The organism is Streptomyces sp. CNZ301 (assembly GCF_004217425.1).
In genome coordinates, this window is record NZ_SHLG01000002.1 from 311,766 (window position 1) to 328,837 (window position 17,072).

Genomic DNA, 17,072 nt, shown 5'->3' on the forward strand with positions numbered 1-17,072 from the left:
GGCGACGGGGCCGCAGCCGCGAATCGCTGACGCACGTTAACGACGCCGCACTCGGGGCGTCCAGCGCCCCTCTTTCCGCAGGGCTCTTGCCGGGCGGGACGGTACGTGATTCAGTGGCTCATCCACTGAGTCACTGAGGAAGGTGCCGGGCGTGGAGACTCTGCCCCGCGAGACGATCGTCGACGTACTGGAGAACAAACTCCGCGAGGAGATCCTCACCGGATCCCATCCCGCGGGGAGTTATCTGCCCCCCGAGCGTGAGCTGGCCGACGGCTACGGCGTCACGCGGACCACCCTCAAACACGCCTTCGGGCGCCTCGTGCAGTCCGGTCTGCTGGAGACCCGTCACGGAGTCGGCACGCGGGTACGGGACTTCGTGCGTCTCGGCGGGGCCGACCTGCTGCCGATGCTGGTGCGGCACAGCCCCGACTGGCTGGGTGAGATCTTCGAAGTGCGGCGCAGCATCGGCGCGTTGATCGCCGAGCGGGCGGCGACGAAGGCCACCGCGGCGCAGCGCGAGGAACTGCGCAGGCTGCTTGCAGCCGTCCGGAAGGCCGGGGGCGGCGGCGACGTGCAGCTCGCCGACGTCGAGGTGCACCGCGCGCTCGCCCGCGCCACCGGCAACAGGGTCTACACGCTGCTGACCAACACCCTCTTCAACGCCTACCTGCCGATGCGCACACACCTCGTCGGCCCGTTCCTGGATCCGGACGTGGCGCACGGCCGGCTGGAGCCCGTCGTCTCGGCGGTCGGCGCGGGCGACGCGAAGGCCGCGCGCGAGGCGGCGGACGCGTACCTCGCCACCACCGAGCGCATCATGCTCGACGGTCTCGGGATCGCCTGATGGGCGGCCGGGGCACCACCTTCTCGGAGGTCATGGCCGGTTCCGTCCGACTGGCCGGGGAGAGCGATACGCGGGCGATGCGCCTGGATCTGACCGTACGGTCGGGCGACGTCCTGCTCCCGCACCGCACGACCAACGGTGCGGTGACCGGACGGGTCCGCATCGCCGGCCGGGCCGACGACGCGCAGGCGACGGGCGAGATGGAGATATCGCCGCTCGCCCGGCGCCGCATCCGCTACCGCATCGACTTCACGGCCCAGGGCCGCCGCTACTCCCTCGACGGCTGGAAGTCCATCTCCCTGGCCCGGCCCGTGAAGTCGATGACAGTCCTGCCGTTCTCCCTCTTCGAGGACGGTGAGGAGGCCGGGAAGGGAACGCTGCGCTTCCCCCTCAGCACGCAGCTGCTTCCCTTCCTGGCCGGCTTCCGCTTCCCGCGCTCCGAGGACGCAGCGGCCCAACTCGCGCCCCGCTGGGACGGATCGGCGGGACGGACGGAGGTCTGGTACACGACCGTCACCGACCCCGCCACCCGCAGCGGGCTGTGGCTGCACCACGAACTCGTCGCCCCGGCCGACGGATCGGACGCGTACGCCCACGGCTGGGTCGCCCGCTTCCCCGCCGACGGCGAAGGCCCCGTCGAGCACGCCCGGTTCGGCCCGAAGCCGTGGAAGCGGCAGCCCGGGGCGCGCGGCTTCGCGTCGGAGGGCATCGAGGCCGGCCCCGGGCGGCTGCGCGGCGCAGCGGGCCCGTTCAGCTGGGACCTGGCCGAACACCCGCAGGACGAGCCGCTGTTCACCTTCCCCCGCTGGTCCTGGCGCCGACAGCTGCTTCCTGCGGCGCAGATCGTGCCGGCGCCCCGCGCGTCGTACACGGGGACGTTCGCCTACGACGGCGGGGAGCTGAAACTCGACGGCGCCCCCGGGGCGACCGCCCGCATCTACGGGCACGGCAACGCACGCCGCTGGGCGTGGCTGCACGCGGGGCTCGGCGGCGGCGACGTGCTGGAGATCGTCGCCGCGACGTCGATGCGTCCCGGGCTGCGGCGGCTGCCGCCGCTGGTGTTCCTGCGGCTGCGCAAGGACGGCCGCACATGGCCGCGGCGGGCGGAGCGCACCGCGGTCGGCTGGGCGGGCCTGGGCCGCTTCAAGGCCCGTGTCTCGCTGCCGACCTGGACGGTCACGGGCCGCGCCGGCCTGCGCCGCATCCGCGTGGAGGTCACCCAGCCCGAGGAACGCACCCTCGCCCTCGACTACACCGACCCCGACGGAAGCGGCGCCGTGTGCCGCAACAGCGAGACGGCGGACGCGCGGATCGTCCTGGAGCGCTGGAGGGGACGGTGGCGCACGGAAGCGGAGTGGAGCCTGGAGGGCACGGCGCACGCGGAGGTGGGTGACCGATGAGCGGTCAGGAACCTCTCGCCGGCCTCGTCGCCGCCCTGCTCGCCGACGACGGCAGCAAGGCGTGGCCGGGTGCCGTGCCCGGACGTCTCGGCTCCGTGCTCGGCACGATGCCCGCGCCCGCACGTGCCGGTGTCCGGGCGGCGGCCGCCGCCGTCGACGCCTACGCCGCGGTCCGCACCGGCCGCCGCCTGCGCGGACTCACCCCGGACGAGCGGGAGACGGTGCTGGCCTCGCTGGCGTCCCGCCGCTCGCTGCTGCCGGTGCTGGACGCGGTGAAGGTGCCGGTGATGCTCGCCGCCGGCACGGAGCGCATGATCCACGAGGAGCCCGCTCCCACGCCCGTGTCCGCGCCGGAGGACCCGCCGCTGGACTGTGTGCCGTCGGTGGAATGGCCCGACAGGTCGACGGCCGACGCCGTGGTCGTCGGTTCCGGCGCGGGAGGCGCCATCGCGGCCCGCACGCTGGCCCAGGCGGGCATGCGTGTCCTCGTGCTGGAGGAGGGGCGCCGGCACACCACGGCCGAGTTCGGGCGGCGCACGCCGCTCGACCGGTTCGGGGAGCTCTACCGGGACGGTGGCGGCACCGTCGCCCTCGGCAACCCGCCGGTGGTGCTGCCCGTGGGGCGGGCCGTCGGCGGCACCACCGTCGTCAACTCCGGTACCTGCTACCGCACTCCGGACCATGTGCTCACCCGCTGGCGCGACGAGTTCGGGCTGGGCATCGCCGACGCGGACTCCTTCGGCGAATGCCTCGACGAGGTCGAACGCACCCTCCAGGTCGCCACCGCACCCCTTGACGTCCTGGGCCGCAACGCCCGCACCGCGCTGCTCGGCGCCGAGCGGCTGGGCTGGCAGGCGGCACCGCTGCGCCGCAACGCCACCGGCTGCAAGGGCTCCTGCCAGTGCGTCGTGGGCTGCCCCACGGGTGCGAAGCAGAGCGTGCAGTTGTCGGTGCTGCCCGACGCGTGTGCCGCCGGAGCCCGAATCGTCACCGGCGCGTATGTGCAGCGCGTCCTCGTGGAGAAGGACCGGCCGGGCGGACCGCGGGCGTGCGGTGTCCTCGTACGCCGCCCGGACGGCAGCGAGTTGGAGATCCTCAGCCCGCTCGTCGTGGTCGCGGCGGGAGCCCTTCACTCTCCGCCGCTGCTGCGACGCTCGGGACTGGGAGGCCACCCGCGCCTCGGCCGCAACCTGGCGATCCATCCGGCCGCGAGCGTGGCGGGGCGTTTCGCGGAGCCCGTCACCGCGTGGCGGGGCGTGCTGCAGAGCGTCGGCGTGGAGGAGCTTCACAGCGACGGCATCCTCATCGAAGCGACCGCCGGGCCGCCCGGCATGGGTTCGTTCGTGCTTCCCGGGGTGGGGCGCGCACTACGCCGGGAGCTGGACGGTGCCGAGTCCCTCGCCACACTGGGCGCCATGATCGCGGATCTGCCCTCCGGCCGCGTCATGGGCGCTCGCCGTACGCTGCTGCGCTACGACTTGGCACGCCGTGACGGGGAGCGGCTCATGCGGGCCGTCGAGGCGATGGGCAGGGTGCTCTTCGCGGCGGGTGCACAGGAGGTCCTCACGGGCATCCCCGCCGCGCCGAAGGCATACTCGCAGGACGAACTGCGGGAAATGCTGCGGGGGTTGTCGGCCAGGCAACTGCATCTGTCGGCCTTCCACCCGACGGGGACGGTGGCACTGGGCGCCGATCCGCAGACCGCTCCGGCCGACGCCGAGGGACGGCTGCGCGGCGTGCAGGGGGTGCTGATCGCGGACGGTTCCGCGCTGCCCAGCTGCCCGGAGGTGAACCCGCAGCTGACGATCATGGCCACGGCCCTGGCGGTCGGCAGGACGGCGGCCGCGGTGGCACAGAGTGCCTAATCCACCCCGAACGTGCCTACCGTGGCGGGGAGTTGGCACCATAGGGTGAAGATGTGTGCCGCGCGGTACCGATACGGGGAGAAGGATGAAGAAACGGAAACTGGCGGTTCGTCTCGCCGCACCCTGCGCGCTCGCAGTCGCCGCCGTCGCCATCCCCTCGGCCGGCGGCGGCACCGCCCGGGCCGGAGCGATCTGCGAGGTGGTGCACGACAACGCGCCTCGCTACGCGGCTGACAAGACCGACAGCAAAGTCGTCGGCACCATGCGGGCCGGCGAGAAGGTCGCCGCCGCCGGGCCGTCCCGCCTGTGGAGCGTCTCCCGCGCCGACACCGGCAAACCGCTGGGCCACATGCTCCAGACGGACCTCAACTGCGGCGGCTGAGGACCGGCGGAACCCCGGGGCGTGCGGGCGGCCGGATGCCCCGGGGCCCGGAAAAGCATACGACCGCGGCGAGTTGAGCGGTGCCGCTGCGGGTGAGGGGAGCACGGGGACGCCGGTCCCCTCCGCGGCGGGCGGGCCGACGGCGGCGGCGATCGCACTCATGAGCGCGTTGCCTTTCCTTCGTCGGGGTCGGGGTCGGGGTCGGGGGCTGGGACGGGGAACAGTGGTCGGGTGCGGGTCAGGGGCTGCGGGGCGTGGGGTCCATCGGGGGCGCGTGCGTTCGCCTGCGGCCCCGCTCCCCTCAGGTCTCTGCGGCTTGCTGTTCGTGCCGGTCTTCTGGCTGCGCGTGCGGCAGTCCGGGCTTCCCGGGACGTGCGTTCCGCCGCGTGACCCGGGGCAGGAACCGGTCCCGGTAGGCGTCGCGGTGAGCCGCCGCCGCCTGGCCGTCGGCCCGTACGGCGGTGGTCGCGGGGCGGACGGAGGCCGGGTCGATGCCGATGGCGGCGCCGCCCCATGCCGCCGCTCCCAGGGCGGGCGCCTCCGGTTCGGTGCAGATCTCGGTGGTCCACGGGGTGACGGCAGCCTTCAGCGCCGTCCAGGTGCGCTGGCGTGTGGAACCGCCCAGAAGGGTCACGGCGTGCGGCTGCGACCCGGTCAACTCGGCCTGTACGTCGGCCATCCAGCGTGCCTGGTACGCGGCTCCCTCCAGCAGGGCGAGCGCGAGGTCGGCGGGGCCGTGGCACGCGGCCATGCCGTGCACGGCGAGGCGTGCGGCCGGGTCGGGGTGCGGCGCGCTGCGTCCTTGAAGGTAGGGCTCGACGGTGATGCCGCTGGGCAGAGCCGGCCCGTGACCGTTCACGCGGTGGCCGCAGCGTTCGACGAGTCGGGCGAACTCCGCGTAGCGGGCGGCCGGTTGGGCCTGTCCGGCACCCGCTCCCGGCCCGGGCAGGAAGCGGTCGCAGAACCACTCGACGAGCGCTCCCGAACTCGCCATTCCCGCAAGGGTGATCCAGTGTTCGCCGTCCGCGTGCCGTCCCCAGGACATGCCTTCGGCCGCCGCGGCGGCCCGGTCCGGAGGTGCCGCGGAGACGGTGAGCACCGCTTCGGCGGTGCCCATGGAGTCGGCGGCCAGACCCGCGCGGCGTGCACCCGCGACCCACGCGCCGACGAGGTGATCGTGCCCCGCGACGACGACGTGCGTGCCTGCGCGCAGCCCCAGGCGTCGTGCCGTGGCCCGGGGGACGGGGCCGAGGGGGCGGCCCGGTGGATGGACGTGCGGCATGTGTGCGGGGGTCAGTCCGGCCTCGGCGAGGAGTTCCGCGCTCCACCGGCCCAGCGCGGCGCCGTCGGTTCCGGGTTCCCAGGCCATGCTGCGCTGGGCGAACGTCGCGTCGGTGCCGACGCGTCCGGTCAGTGCGCGCGCCACGAGGTCGGCGGCGCCCGCCCACTGCCGCATGCGGTTCAGCACTTCCGGGTGGTGTTCGCGCAGCCAGCACCAGCGGGCGAGGGGGACCTTGGCGCTGGGCAGCACTCCGGTGCGTGCGTGCAGTTCCGCTGCGCCGCACCTGCGGCGCAGCGTCTCGGCGTGCGGGGCGGGCGCGGGGTCGTTCCACGCGAGGACGGGGCCGAGAGGTGCCCCGTGCCGGTCGAGCGGTACGCCTGTCTCGGCCATGCCGGTCAGTCCGACGGTGTGGGGCGCGCGGCCCGCGGCTCGTACGCAGTCGGTGAGCGCGTCGAGGGCGGCGCCGGTCAACTCGTCGGCGTCGTGGGAGTGTTGGTCGGCATTGCGGGGTGTGGCGCGGTGCGCGCGCGCCACCACGGTGCCGTCGGGGGTGCAGATCAGGGCCTTGCAGTGGGTGCTGCCGATGTCGATGCCGGCGAGGAGCGGTGTGCCGGCGCGGGGGTGGGGGGCGGTTCCGTTGCGGGGACTCGATTGGCTTGTCATGTCACCTCCTCCCGGTCCATACCCGTCGCCGGTCCGCTCTCCACGGGTCAGGGCGAGAGCGTGGGGGCGCGTGCGACGCGCGCGTACCAGTGGCCGCTGTCCTTGACGGTGCGGCGCTGCGTGTTCCGGTCGAGGTGAACGAGTCCGAAGCGCGGCCGGTATCCCCTGGCGCGCCGGTCCGCTCCGAAGTCGTCGATGCGGCGCTGCCCGGTCCCGGGGACCATTGCCTTGTCCGTTCTCCGTCCGAGGTCGGGGCACGGACCTCCTGCTGGGCCGGGGTGGACCTTCCACGGCCACGGCCCGTGGTCCGGGTCCGTCTCCCGCACTCCGCGGGCGCCGACGACGCGGCGTGGAGCAGTTGATGCCCATGACCTCGCTGCGCGCCGATAGTCGCCGTCGCCGCCGGGGACAAGGTCCAGCCCCTGCGACCCGGCACCGGTGCTCGCGCATGTCCGCGGCGTTGCCTCGGCCGCGCACGGCATCGGGGAACCGGCGGTCGACGGAGCCGTCGGAGACGTGGGCGGCGGCACGGTCGGCCGCCTCCAGGGTGTGCGGGACGAGGCTGCGCGCAACGCCGGCCCGCAGGGCGGAGCCCTCTGGCGCGCGGGTGGGTCCATGCGCCGGCAGCCGCTGGTGGATCACCCGCACCGACACGGTCAGGTCCTTCTCCCCGGTGCATGGAGGCCGAGTTGACGTCCGAGGGGCCCGGCGGTCCACGGCTCGTCGACGATCACCCAGTCGCCTACGCGGCCGCCGAGCGCTTCGAAGCAGACGGCGGCGTGGTCGGCGAAGGTCCGCGGTGCGCCGGCGCAGCGTCAACGAGCAGCCGGGCTCCAGTCCGGGCGGCGGCCGCTCAGAGCGACGGCGCGGTCCAGGAGAGGCGCGTGGCCGGGCACCTCGACGACGGGCCCGAAGATCGTGCCCCGCATCTCCTGGGCCTCCGCCTGCGAGAGCATGCCGATCGACGCCTTCAGACTCTCCGGGTCACCGTGGTAGTCCTGCCCCGTGGCACGCGCCAGGTCCCAGCCGTGCAGGAGCACTTCGTTGAGTGCGACCACTCCGGCGAGGGCGCCGGGCAGGGTGACGCCGCCGGCCTGGGTCTCCCCCTCCCAGGCGGACTCGCTGCGCCACGCGGCGGCGAGTCCGTCGAGCCGGGCGGGCAGCCGGCTGCGCCAGTCCTCCGGCAGCGGCGGCGGGCCGTCGCCGGGGTCCTGGCCGGTCGCCTCGCCCAGCTTCTTCGCCGCGGCGTCGGTGAAGGCCACGCTCAGCCCGAGCAGGTGGCTCAGCAGGTCCGCCACGGAGTAGTCCTCGCACGGCGTCGGCGCCGCGAGCCGGTCGTCGCCGACTCCGTCGAGCAGTGCCTTCACCTCACGCGTCTGCGGTCCCAGATCGAGCATCGTCGTCACCTGCGCGCCCCTTCCTCCGGGCCGTCGGGCCCCGGTCCCGCCCCGGGACGCGGAAGCCCGGGCGTCCGTGGGGGCCGGCGGTTCATCCGCCGGTCGATGTAATGACCGGACGGGGCCGGGGAACTCATCGCCGGGGAACAAACCGGACGAGGACCGGCGTTGTTGTGGCACACACGGCGGCCGGCATCGGCAGAACGGGAGACTCCATGAGCGGCGTGCTCGGCTTCGACCCCCTCTCCTTCGGGGCGGAGCCCTCGGGCGAGCGGCTGGCCCGCATCGAGCGGTCGCCGAATTACGACACGCAGGCCGGCGCGTTCCGCAACCCCCTGCCCGCGGGACGGACGCCCAGAGCCGTGCGCAGCCGGCGTGAGATGCTGCGGGCCCTGCTCAGCCGCGAGGGGCGCAGACCCACCGGCCCCGTCCCCCTCTCCCGTCCCGACCTGACCTCGCCGCCCGCCTCCGGGCTGCGGCTGACGTGGCTCGGGCACGCCACGGTCCTCGCGGAGATCGACGGAAGGCGTGTGCTGTTCGACCCGGTGTGGGGCAATCGCTGCTCGCCGTTCCCGTTCATCGGGCCGAAGCGGCTGCACCCGGCTCCCTTGCCGCTCGCCGCGCTGGGCCGGCTCGACGCCGTCGTCGTCTCGCACGACCACTACGACCATCTCGACCTGCCCACCATCCGCCGACTCATCGCGTGCGGCGTGCCGTTCGCCGTGCCGCTGGGTGTCGGGGCGCACCTGGAGAGATGGGGCATGACGCCGGACCGGTTCACCGAGCTGGACTGGGAGGAGTCGGCAGAGATCGCCGGGCTGCGACTGACGGCCACCCCCGCCCGCCACTTCTGCGGCCGGGGCCTGCGCAACCAGCAGCGCACCCTGTGGGCGTCCTGGACGGTGACGGGCCCCGAGCACCGGATCTTCCACAGCGGCGACACGGGCTATTTCCCCGGCTTCGCCGCGATCGGCGAGCAGCACGGGCCGTTCGACGCGACGATGATCCAGGTCGGCGCGTACAGCGAGTTCTGGCCCGACATCCACATGACGCCCGAGGAAGGGCTGCGCGCCCATCTCGATCTCACCCGCAACGCGGGGGCGTTGCTGCCGATCCACTGGGGCACGTTCAACCTCGCCCCGCACCCCTGGGCGGAGCCCGTCGAGCGGCTGGTGGCCGCCGCGGAGCGGGCCGGTGTGCGGGCCGCGCTGCCGGTGCCGGGCGCCGGCTTCGAACCGTCCGCGCCCGTGCTGCCGACCACCCCCTGGTGGCAGGGCATCGCGGGCGAGCGGCGCACCGCGGCGTCGGGGCCCATGGGGGCGCAGCTCGGGCAGTCCTGAGGGGTCCTGCCGAGGCTCGTCCGGCCGTGGCGCGTCAGAGTTCGTCGAGGAGGCCGAGCAGGAAGGTGCGGGTCCGGCGTGCCGGTTCCGCGTCGGTCACCAGGCGGTCGATGACGTGGCGGTAGTGGTCGACCTCGTTCGGCTCCGCCGGGTAGGTGGCGCCGATGAGTTGCTCCAGGTAGATGACGTCGGGCAGCTCACGCTCCGGGAGCCGCAGCAGCGTCACGGGTCCGCCCGCGGCGGCGTGCGCGCCGGCCGCGAACGGCATGACGTGGACCGTGACGTGCGGGAGTTCGCACGCGGCGATGAGGTGTTCCAGCTGACCGCGCATCGTCTCGGTGCCGCCGACGCCGCGGCGCAGCGCGGCTTCGTCGAGGACGGCCCACAGGTGCGGGGGCCGGGTGCTGTGGAGGATGCGCTGGCGCAGCATGCGCAGTTCGACGCGGCGCGCGATCTGCGGCTCGGGGGCGCCCTGGTGTCCGAGTTCGATGACGGCGCGTGCGTACTCGGGTGTCTGGAGCAGCCCGGGGACGAACTGGACCTCGTAGGTTCGGATGACGCCGGCCGCCTGTTCCAGGCCGAGGAAGGTCTGGAACCAGTCGGGCACGACGTCCCGGTAGGCGTGCCACCAGCCCGGGGAGTTCGTCTGCGCCGCGAGGGCCCGCAGGGTGGCGTGTTCCGTCTCGTCGGTGATTCCGTAGATGGTGAGCAGGTCGGTCACGTCCCGCTCCTGGAAACCGCAGCGGCCACGCTCCAGTTGGGCGATGCTCACGTCGGAGGCCTTGATGGCCTCCCCGGCCTCCTTGCGGGAGATGTACTGTGCCTCCCGCAGTTTCCGCAGCCGCTCCCCCAGCACCAGCCGGGGCACTGCCGGCCCCGGTGGCCGGTCCGGGATGCGGCGGTCGGGCAGGCCGCCCGGAATCTCGGTGATGCGCATGCCTCAGCTCCCCGGGCTGTGGACGCATGGGTCTCGCCATGGCGAGCATGTGTCCGCTCTGGTCTCCTCCTCGCGCTGCGCGAGGGGTACGTTCCACGGCACTGTCCGTCCTCATTCCCGCACATGCCCCTGTCCAGTCCCCGCCACGAAGTCACCCGGAGCGGGACTGTTGCGCAAGTTGCACGAGGGAAGGAATGTACGTGGTGTGGCGTGGATCGGCCAATCCCGGAGGCCGAAAATATTCCCTCAGGGGCGGCACTTCCCGCAACCAGCCGATTCCGGTCACGCGCAGGCGTGTTGACGCCCCCGCGCGACCGGAACCGGACGACAGCGACCCTCGACCCTGGAGCCCCGCGTGCCCACTCCCGCGTCCGGCAGCCCCGCACACAACTGGGCGGGCAACACCGTCTTCACCGCCCGCCGGGTCCGTCGCCCGCAGTCCGTCGAGGAGTTGCAGCACATCGTCGCCTCCTCGCACCGCGTGCGGGCGCTGGGCAGCGGCCACTCCTTCAACCGCGTCGCGGACACCTCCGGCGACCTCGTGCGGCTCGACGGCCTGCCGCCCGCGGTCGACGTCGACGAGGCGTCCTCGACCGTCACCGTCGGCGCCGGAATGCGGTACGGCGAAGTCGCCGGCGTCCTGCACGAGGCCGGTCACGCCCTCGCCAACCTCGCCTCGCTGCCGCACATTTCGGTCGCGGGATGCTGCGCGACCGCGACGCACGGCTCGGGCGACTCGGAGAAGTGCCTTGCGGCGGCGGTGACATCGGTCGAGATCGTCGGCCCGGACGGTGAACTGTCGCTGCTGAGCCGCCAGGACGAACCGCGGCGCTTCCCCGGCGCGGTCGTCGCCCTGGGCGCGTTGGGCATCGTCACCCGGCTGACGCTCCGCGTGGAGCCGTCCTTCGACGTCTCCCAGCACATCTACACGGGCGTGTCCCTCACGGAGTTGGCCGCGCGGTTCGACGAGATCTTCGGATGCGCCTACAGCGTCAGCGCGTTCACCGACTACCTCAGCGGTGAGGCGCGGGTGTGGGTCAAGCGCCGCACGACGGAACGCGACGGCGGCGTGCGGCCCCCGGGCTGGGAGGGAGAGACCCCGGCGGACGCCGCACACCACCCGATCCCCGGCATCCCCGCGACGCACTGCACCGAGCAACTGGGCGTGCCTGGCCCGTGGTTCGAGCGGCTGCCGCACTTCCGGCCCGACTTCACGCCCAGCAACGGCGAAGAGCTCCAGTCGGAGCTGCTGCTGCCCCGCGCCGCCACGCAGGAGGCGCTGGCCGCGCTGCGCGCGCTCGGGGACCGTGTCGCACCGGTGCTGCAGATCTCCGAGATGCGCACCGTGGCGGCGGACGACCTGTGGCTGAGCCCCGCATGGGAGCGTGACTGCGTGGCCTTCCACTTCACCTGGGTCAAGGACACGGAGGCGGTGCTGCCGGTGGTCGCGGCCGTCGAGGAGAAGCTGCTGCCGCTGGGGGCCCGGCCGCACTGGGGCAAGCTGACCGCCATGGAGCCGGAGCGGATCGCGGCGTTGTACGAACGGGCCGGCGACTTCAGGCGGTTGGTACTGGAGCGCGACCCGGAGCGCGTCTTCGCGAACGCCTTCGTGGACCGGGTCTTCGCACTGGGCTGACGCCGGGCCGAGGGGCGGCCGCGGCTGCCCGTCGCCCGGCGCCGCGGGCGGGCCCCGCGCAGTGGCGACCATGAACCGGCGGAAGCCGGGGCAACCGGAGGGTGTCCGTGCGTCCAACGGTTGTCCGAAGGGACGGTCACATGTCACCCGTGCAGCGTTCAGGCGATCCCCGCAGGCGTCCGTCGTGGTGGGTCATGCTCTTCATGGCGTTGATCCTTCTTCTCCTGCTCCTCCTGCTTGCGGGGGTGCTGAACCTCCTGCCGAAGGCGACGAATCCGTTCGGGACGGAGACCAGGGACCGCACCGGGCCCGTTCTGCTCAAGTCCATCCAGGACATGAGCCGTTACGAGGCGGCGTCGGGCAGCTTCCAGGTCGTCGTCGATCTGGACAAGGACGCGAAGTTCCTGCCGGACGCGGTGCGCGGCAACCGCACCCTCTTCGTCGGCAAGGGCGACGTCGGCGCCTTCGTCGACCTGGGGGACGTCGGCGAGGACCAGGTGAAGGTCAGCCGTGACCGTACGGAAGCCACGGTGAAGCTCCCCCACGCCCGCCTGGAGAAGCCCGCGCTGGACGCGGAGCGTTCCTACGCGGTGACGAAGCAGCGCGGTCTGCTCGACAGGCTCGCCGATGTCTTCTCCGACAACCCGAACGACGAGCGCGAGGTGCACAAGCTCGCCGTGCGCCACATCGGTGAGGCCGCGAAGAAGAGCGACCTCACCGACCGGGCCGAGAAGAACACCCGGAACATGCTGCGGGAACTGCTGGTCTCGCTGGGCTACGAGAAGGTCTCGGTCCAGTTCACGGACGACCGCGGGAAGCGCGGCCGCTGACGGCGAACCGGTGCCACCAGTGGGGCCGCCGCGGATGCACCGCGCGTCCGAGGCGGCGCCCGATGATCAGGTAACCGATCACGGCACCGCTGCTGTTGAGGATGACGTCGTCGATGTCGAAGGCGCGGCCCTGGACGAGGGCTCCCTGCACCAGCTCCACCGCCAGCATGACCACCGCCGTCGTCAGCATCACGCGCACGAGGCCGCGGGTGCGGGGCACCAGGGCCGGCAGGAGCGCACCGAAGGGCATGCCGAGCACGATGTTCCCGCCCAGCTGCTTGATGGTGTCGCGCAGAGCGGGCTGCGTGAGGTAGTTGCGGATCGAGTCACCGGGACGCAGATTGTTGTGCGTGAGCGACTCGGACGCGGCCGAAGGGCCCAGCGTCAGCTTGGAGAGCACGACCGCGAAGCCGACCATCGCCACGAACGCGACCGCGAGGATCAGCACGCGCCACACGAGGGACAGCTGATGCTGGGTGAGCGCGGTCCGGCGGGCGGTCCCGTTGCGGGCCGCCGCCTTCCCGGGGGCGCTCTTCGAGGGCTTCTTCGGACTGGCCGCCGATGACCGCTTCGCCGTACTTTTCGGCTTCGTCGCACTTTTCGACTTCGTGGTGCTTTTCGACGTCTTCTTCGCTGTGCTTTTCGTTCCGCTCGTCGTCCTTCCAGGCGCCTTCCCGGGCGTCTTCTTCGTCGCCGTGCCGCCGCTGTTCCCCTTCGCGGACGACTTCGCCTTTCTCCTCATCTCAGTCAGGAAGTTCTCCATCTGCTTGCACCCCCGGAGGGCCTAGGTACTGTCTGGCCAGCAGTTACCCCCGGCAGGGCGAAGCATGCGCCGCCGCGTTCCGGCCGCGCGCCCGGCGCGGTCAGGGCTTTCGCGCGACCCCTCCGTAGACGGGGAACTCCGCGTCGGTGATGTCCGGCTGGGACTCGCCGTCGTCGGGGCGCCACCGGTGGGCGACGACCACGCCCGGCTCGACGAGCTCGAGCCCTTCGAAGAAGCGGTTCACCTCGGAGCTGGAGCGGATCTGGCCCTCCGCGACGGACGACTGGTACGCCTCGGCGACACGAGTGAGCAGATCCGGGTCGAAGTCGGCGGTGGCGTGCGAGACGACCAGGTAACTGCCGGACGGCAGCGCGTCCATCAGCTTGCGGACGATGTCGTACGCGCCCCGCTCGTCGGTGATGAAGTGCAGCAGTGCGATCAGCGACAGCGCGACGGGACGGCCGAAGTCGAGGGTCTCCCGCAGTTCGGGGGCCTCGAGGATGGCCTCGGGTTCGGTGAAGTCCGCGTGCACATAGGCGGTGCGGCCCTCGGCGGTGCCGCTCAGCAGTCCCTGTGCGTACCGGAGCACGATCGGGTCGTTGTCGACGTAGACGACCCGGGTTTCGGGCGCGACCGCCTGGGCGACCTGATGGAGGTTGGGTTCGGTCGGTATTCCCGAGCCGATGTCGAGAAACTGCCGTATGCCCGCCTCCCGCGCGAGCCAGCGGGTGGCCCGGTGCATGAACTCACGGTTGAGCCGGGCGCCGAGCAGCACCCCGGGCCACACGTCCACGACCCGGTCACCGGCGGCGATGTCCGCCTCGTAGTGGCTCTTGCCGTTCAGCCAGTAGTCGTAGACGCGGGCCGGGTGCGGCCTGCTGGTGTCGATCTCGTCTTTCGCGGTCACTGCTCTCCCCTACGCGCGCGGTCGCCGGCGACACACCTTCTCATCGATGGCTCTCCCCGACAGCTACCGAACCGGCCGCAACTCGCATCTCACGTCATCGCGTTCACACCTGTCAGGCTCCGGCCGATGATCAGCTTCTGGACCTGGCTGGTGCCTTCGTAGAGCGTGAGAACTCGCGCGTCCCGCAGGTACTTGCCGACGGGGTACTCGTCTATGAAGCCGTAACCGCCGAAGGTCTGCAGGCAATTGTTGCTGACCCGCACGGCGGCCTCGCTCGCGTGGTATTTGGCGATGGACGCGTCCGTCGCGTACTCCTTCGGCGGCACGCCCGCGTCGGCCATCCTCGCCACCTGGTGCGTGAGCAGCCGGGACGCCCGTATGTCCACCTCGGAGTCCGCCAGCAGCTCCTGCACCAGCTGGAACGAGGCCACGCTCCTGCCGAACTGCTCGCGCTGCGCTGCGTATCCGACGGCGGCGTCGAGCGCCGCCTGGGCCAGGCCTACGGCTCCGGCGGCCACCGAGACGCGGCCGCGGGAGAGCGCGCCGAGCGCGATGCCCAGGCCGCGGTCGACGGGCCCCAGACGCGCCGAGTCCGCAACCCGCACGCCCTCGAAGGCGAGTTCGGCCGTCGCCTGGCCGCGCAGCCCGAGCTTGCCGTGGATCTCCGTGGCGGTCAGGCCGGGACTGGCCGTGGGCACGAGGAACGCGGTGATGCCTCTCTCGCTGGTGCGGGCGAAGGTCAGCGCGACGTCGGCGACGGTGCCGTTGGTGATGAACATCTTGCCGCCGTCGATGATCCAGTCGTCGCCGTCGGGCGTGGCCCGTGTGGTCAGCGAGCCGGCGTCGGAGCCGGTTCCCGGCTCGGTCAGGGCGAAGCAGCCCAGGGCGTCACCGCTGACCAGCCGCGGTATCCACTCCTCGCACTGGGACTCGGTGCCGTGCGCGGCGATCGTCTTCGTCACCAGGCCGAGGGAGACCGAGACGATGCCCCGCACCGACGAGTCGCCGCGCCCCAGCTCCTCGGTCGCCAGGACGTAGGAGAGCATGTCCGCCTCGACACCGCCGTAGCGCTCGGGAATCGTCAGGCCGAGGAAGCCGAGTTCGCCCAGGCGCTTGGGGATGGCCGGATCGACGCGCTCGGCGCGGTCCCATTCGCGGGCATGCGGTGCGATCTCGCGGTCGGCGAAGTCCGCCGCCATGGCCCTGATGTCACGCTGCGTCTCGGTGAGGCCGAAGTCCCTCCTCGTCATGGGGAGTTCTCCTGGGTGTGCTGGGTGAGCGGGACGTCGGGGGCCGTCAGCGGCAGCCCGAGCTGAGCCCGCTCCCTGACCCAGCGCGTCGGCCTGTACCGGGGATCGCCGGTGGTGGCCAGAAGTGCGCGCTGAAGCGCGAACATCCGGGCGGCACCGATGCGTTCGCCCCACGCCAGCGGACCGTACGGGTAGCCGAGGCCCGCGGTGACGGCCAGGTCGATATCCGCGGGCGCCGCGATGTGGCGTTCGGCGATGGAGGCGGCCACCGAGACGACGGAGGCCAGCAGGCGCTGCGCGACGGAACCCGCGGTGTCCCGCACGACGGTGACCTGTGTGCCGTCGGCGGCGAGCGCGGCGGCCGCGTCCCGGACCGCTTCGGGTGCGGTGGCCGGCGTCACGGCGAGCACGCGACGTGCGGTGCCGAGCGAGAGCGGGTCGATACCGAGGGTGCGGGCGGCGGGCAGGCCGTGCTCGGCGACGGCATCGGCGACCGTCCCGCCCCAGGTGGGCACGAGCAGCAGCGGCTCGGCAGCGGGGCCACCGCCCTCTGTGCCGGCCGCGCCCTCGCTCCGCCTCGCCTCGGCGCTGCCGAGCAGTGCCCGTACCGCGTCGGCGTCCGGCCCCTCGCCCGCGACCTCCACCGCGCGTGAGGCGTCGCCGCCCGCGGGGGGCGGCGTGGGGGCGGCGGCGTCGCCGGGGGCGGCGGGCCCGTACGGGTAGAAGCCGCGGCCGGTCTTGCGGCCGTGCAGTCCGGCGGTGACCCGGTTCGCGGTGAGGTACGAGGGCCGCAGCCGGTCGGAGTGGCGGAATCCGCGCCAGATCGTGTCGATGACGGAGGCCGTGACGTCGAGCCCGGTGAGGTCCATGAGTTCGAACGGGCCCATGCGCAGGCCCAGCACGTCCCGGGCGACCGCGTCGAGGTCCGCGGGCGGTGCGACGGACTCCTCCAGCAGCGCCAGCGCCTCGGTGACCAGCCCGCGCCCGGCGTGGTTGACGAGGAAGCCGGGAGTGTCCGCCACGGTCACCGCCCGGTGCCCACAGCCCTCGACGAACTCGGTGAGGAATCCGGGGACGTCCTCGCGGGTGGCCGCGCCGGGCACGACCTCCGCGATCTTCATCAGCGGCACGGGGTTGAAGAAGTGCAGCCCGCCCAGGCGGGAGGGGTCGGCGAGCCGAGCGCCGATCTCCGTGACGGACAGCGAGGAGGTGTTGGTCGCGAAGACGGTGGCCTCCGGCAGCACCTTCGCGAGCTCCGTGAAGACGGCGGCCTTCGTCTCCAGGTCCTCCCGCACGGCCTCCACGACGAGGGCGGGCGCGGTCTCGTCGCTCCCGGGTGCCGTGAAGGGCGAGGAGAGCGGCACCAGGCGCTCGCGGGCGGCGTCCGCGTCGTCCTGGCTCATCCGGCCCTTCTTCACGGCGCGCTCCAGCATGCCGGTCACGAATGCGACGGCTTCGGTGACCGACTCCTCGCGCGCGTCGGCGAGTTCGACGGTGTGCCCGGCCGTGGCGGCCCACTGTGCGATGCCGCGGCCCATGACGCCCGTACCGACGATTCTGATGCGCATGCCTTCTC

Annotated in this window: 16 protein-coding genes and 1 pseudogene; 8 read left to right on the forward strand and 9 right to left on the reverse strand. The window is 72.9% G+C overall.

Annotated elements, in window-relative coordinates:
• The first annotated feature begins 151 nt into the window (after positions 1-151).
• The 4 genes from EV375_RS25545 to EV375_RS25560 all read left to right on the forward strand — a co-directional run bounded on the left by EV375_RS25545 (position 152) and on the right by EV375_RS25560 (position 4,491).
• Positions 152-844, forward strand: a complete 693-nt coding sequence (locus EV375_RS25545) for an FCD domain-containing protein (protein ID WP_130302302.1) — start codon at positions 152-154, stop codon at positions 842-844.
• Positions 844-2,244 (forward strand): hypothetical protein, encoded by a 1,401-nt coding sequence (locus EV375_RS25550; RefSeq protein WP_130302303.1) that lies wholly within the window; start codon positions 844-846, stop codon positions 2,242-2,244. Before EV375_RS25545 ends, EV375_RS25550 begins: the two co-directional genes overlap by 1 nt.
• Complete coding sequence (locus tag EV375_RS25555) at positions 2,241-4,109, forward strand: GMC family oxidoreductase (RefSeq protein WP_130302304.1); 1,869 nt, start codon at positions 2,241-2,243, stop codon at positions 4,107-4,109. Before EV375_RS25550 ends, EV375_RS25555 begins: the two co-directional genes overlap by 4 nt.
• An 85-nt stretch (positions 4,110-4,194) precedes the next feature.
• Positions 4,195-4,491, forward strand: a complete 297-nt coding sequence (locus EV375_RS25560; RefSeq protein ID WP_130302305.1) for a hypothetical protein — start codon at positions 4,195-4,197, stop codon at positions 4,489-4,491.
• Between the two features lie 301 nt (positions 4,492-4,792).
• Here EV375_RS25560 and EV375_RS25565 read toward each other — a convergent pair whose 3' ends face one another.
• From EV375_RS25565 to EV375_RS25580, 4 genes and pseudogenes are all read right to left on the reverse strand, one after another.
• Positions 4,793-6,436 carry an FGGY family carbohydrate kinase gene (locus tag EV375_RS25565; protein WP_130302306.1) on the reverse strand — a complete coding sequence of 548 codons (1,644 nt, stop codon included), beginning with the start codon at positions 6,434-6,436 and terminating at the stop codon, positions 4,793-4,795.
• A gap of 47 nt (positions 6,437-6,483) precedes the next feature.
• The gene (locus EV375_RS29965; RefSeq protein ID WP_486588804.1) at positions 6,484-6,660 is read right to left on the reverse strand and encodes a family 1 glycosylhydrolase; all 177 of its coding nucleotides are present in this window, start codon (positions 6,658-6,660) and stop codon (positions 6,484-6,486) included.
• 432 nt (positions 6,661-7,092) lie between these two features.
• Positions 7,093-7,218 (reverse strand): annotated as a pseudogene (locus EV375_RS25575) (hypothetical protein); the annotation flags it as partial.
• A 33-nt stretch (positions 7,219-7,251) separates the two neighbouring features.
• Positions 7,252-7,833, reverse strand: a complete 582-nt coding sequence (locus tag EV375_RS25580) for a TIGR03086 family metal-binding protein (RefSeq protein WP_130302876.1) — start codon at positions 7,831-7,833, stop codon at positions 7,252-7,254.
• A 215-nt stretch (positions 7,834-8,048) separates the two neighbouring features.
• Here EV375_RS25580 and EV375_RS25585 point away from each other — a divergent pair, with 215 nt between their 5' ends.
• The gene (locus EV375_RS25585; RefSeq protein ID WP_130302308.1) at positions 8,049-9,173 is read left to right on the forward strand and encodes an MBL fold metallo-hydrolase; all 1,125 of its coding nucleotides are present in this window, start codon (positions 8,049-8,051) and stop codon (positions 9,171-9,173) included.
• Between the two features lie 34 nt (positions 9,174-9,207).
• Here the strand turns inward: EV375_RS25585 and EV375_RS25590 are convergent, their stop codons facing one another.
• On the reverse strand, positions 9,208-10,110 hold the full coding sequence (locus tag EV375_RS25590; protein WP_130302309.1) for a Scr1 family TA system antitoxin-like transcriptional regulator: 903 nt from the start codon (positions 10,108-10,110) through the stop codon (positions 9,208-9,210).
• 355 nt (positions 10,111-10,465) lie between these two features.
• Here EV375_RS25590 and EV375_RS25595 point away from each other — a divergent pair, with 355 nt between their 5' ends.
• Entirely contained in the window at positions 10,466-11,746 is a 1,281-nt protein-coding gene (locus EV375_RS25595; protein ID WP_130302310.1) for an FAD-binding protein, read from the forward strand.
• 140 nt (positions 11,747-11,886) lie between these two features.
• Entirely contained in the window at positions 11,887-12,576 is a 690-nt protein-coding gene (locus EV375_RS25600) for a DUF4230 domain-containing protein (RefSeq protein ID WP_207228462.1), read from the forward strand.
• On the opposite strand, the gene EV375_RS29970 is transcribed toward EV375_RS25600, so the two are convergent.
• Positions 12,545-13,024: a VanZ family protein gene (locus tag EV375_RS29970; protein WP_486588805.1), complete on the reverse strand. Its 480-nt coding sequence runs from the start codon at positions 13,022-13,024 to the stop codon at positions 12,545-12,547. The genes EV375_RS25600 and EV375_RS29970 overlap by 32 nt on opposite strands.
• 28 nt (positions 13,025-13,052) lie before the next feature.
• Here EV375_RS29970 and EV375_RS29975 point away from each other — a divergent pair, with 28 nt between their 5' ends.
• Positions 13,053-13,364, forward strand: a complete 312-nt coding sequence (locus EV375_RS29975) for a hypothetical protein (RefSeq protein ID WP_486588806.1) — start codon at positions 13,053-13,055, stop codon at positions 13,362-13,364.
• Between the two features lie 75 nt (positions 13,365-13,439).
• On the opposite strand, the gene EV375_RS25610 is transcribed toward EV375_RS29975, so the two are convergent.
• The 3 genes from EV375_RS25610 to EV375_RS25620 all read right to left on the reverse strand — a co-directional run bounded on the left by EV375_RS25610 (position 13,440) and on the right by EV375_RS25620 (position 17,064).
• Positions 13,440-14,246, reverse strand: coding sequence for an SAM-dependent methyltransferase (locus tag EV375_RS25610; RefSeq protein WP_130302311.1), 807 nt, complete (start codon positions 14,244-14,246; stop codon positions 13,440-13,442).
• An 89-nt stretch (positions 14,247-14,335) separates the two neighbouring features.
• Positions 14,336-15,496 (reverse strand): acyl-CoA dehydrogenase family protein, encoded by a 1,161-nt coding sequence (locus tag EV375_RS25615; RefSeq protein ID WP_130302312.1) that lies wholly within the window; start codon positions 15,494-15,496, stop codon positions 14,336-14,338.
• Complete coding sequence (locus EV375_RS25620; RefSeq protein ID WP_130302313.1) at positions 15,493-17,064, reverse strand: 3-hydroxyacyl-CoA dehydrogenase; 1,572 nt, start codon at positions 17,062-17,064, stop codon at positions 15,493-15,495. Before EV375_RS25620 ends, EV375_RS25615 begins: the two co-directional genes overlap by 4 nt.
• Positions 17,065-17,072 lie beyond the last annotated feature (8 nt).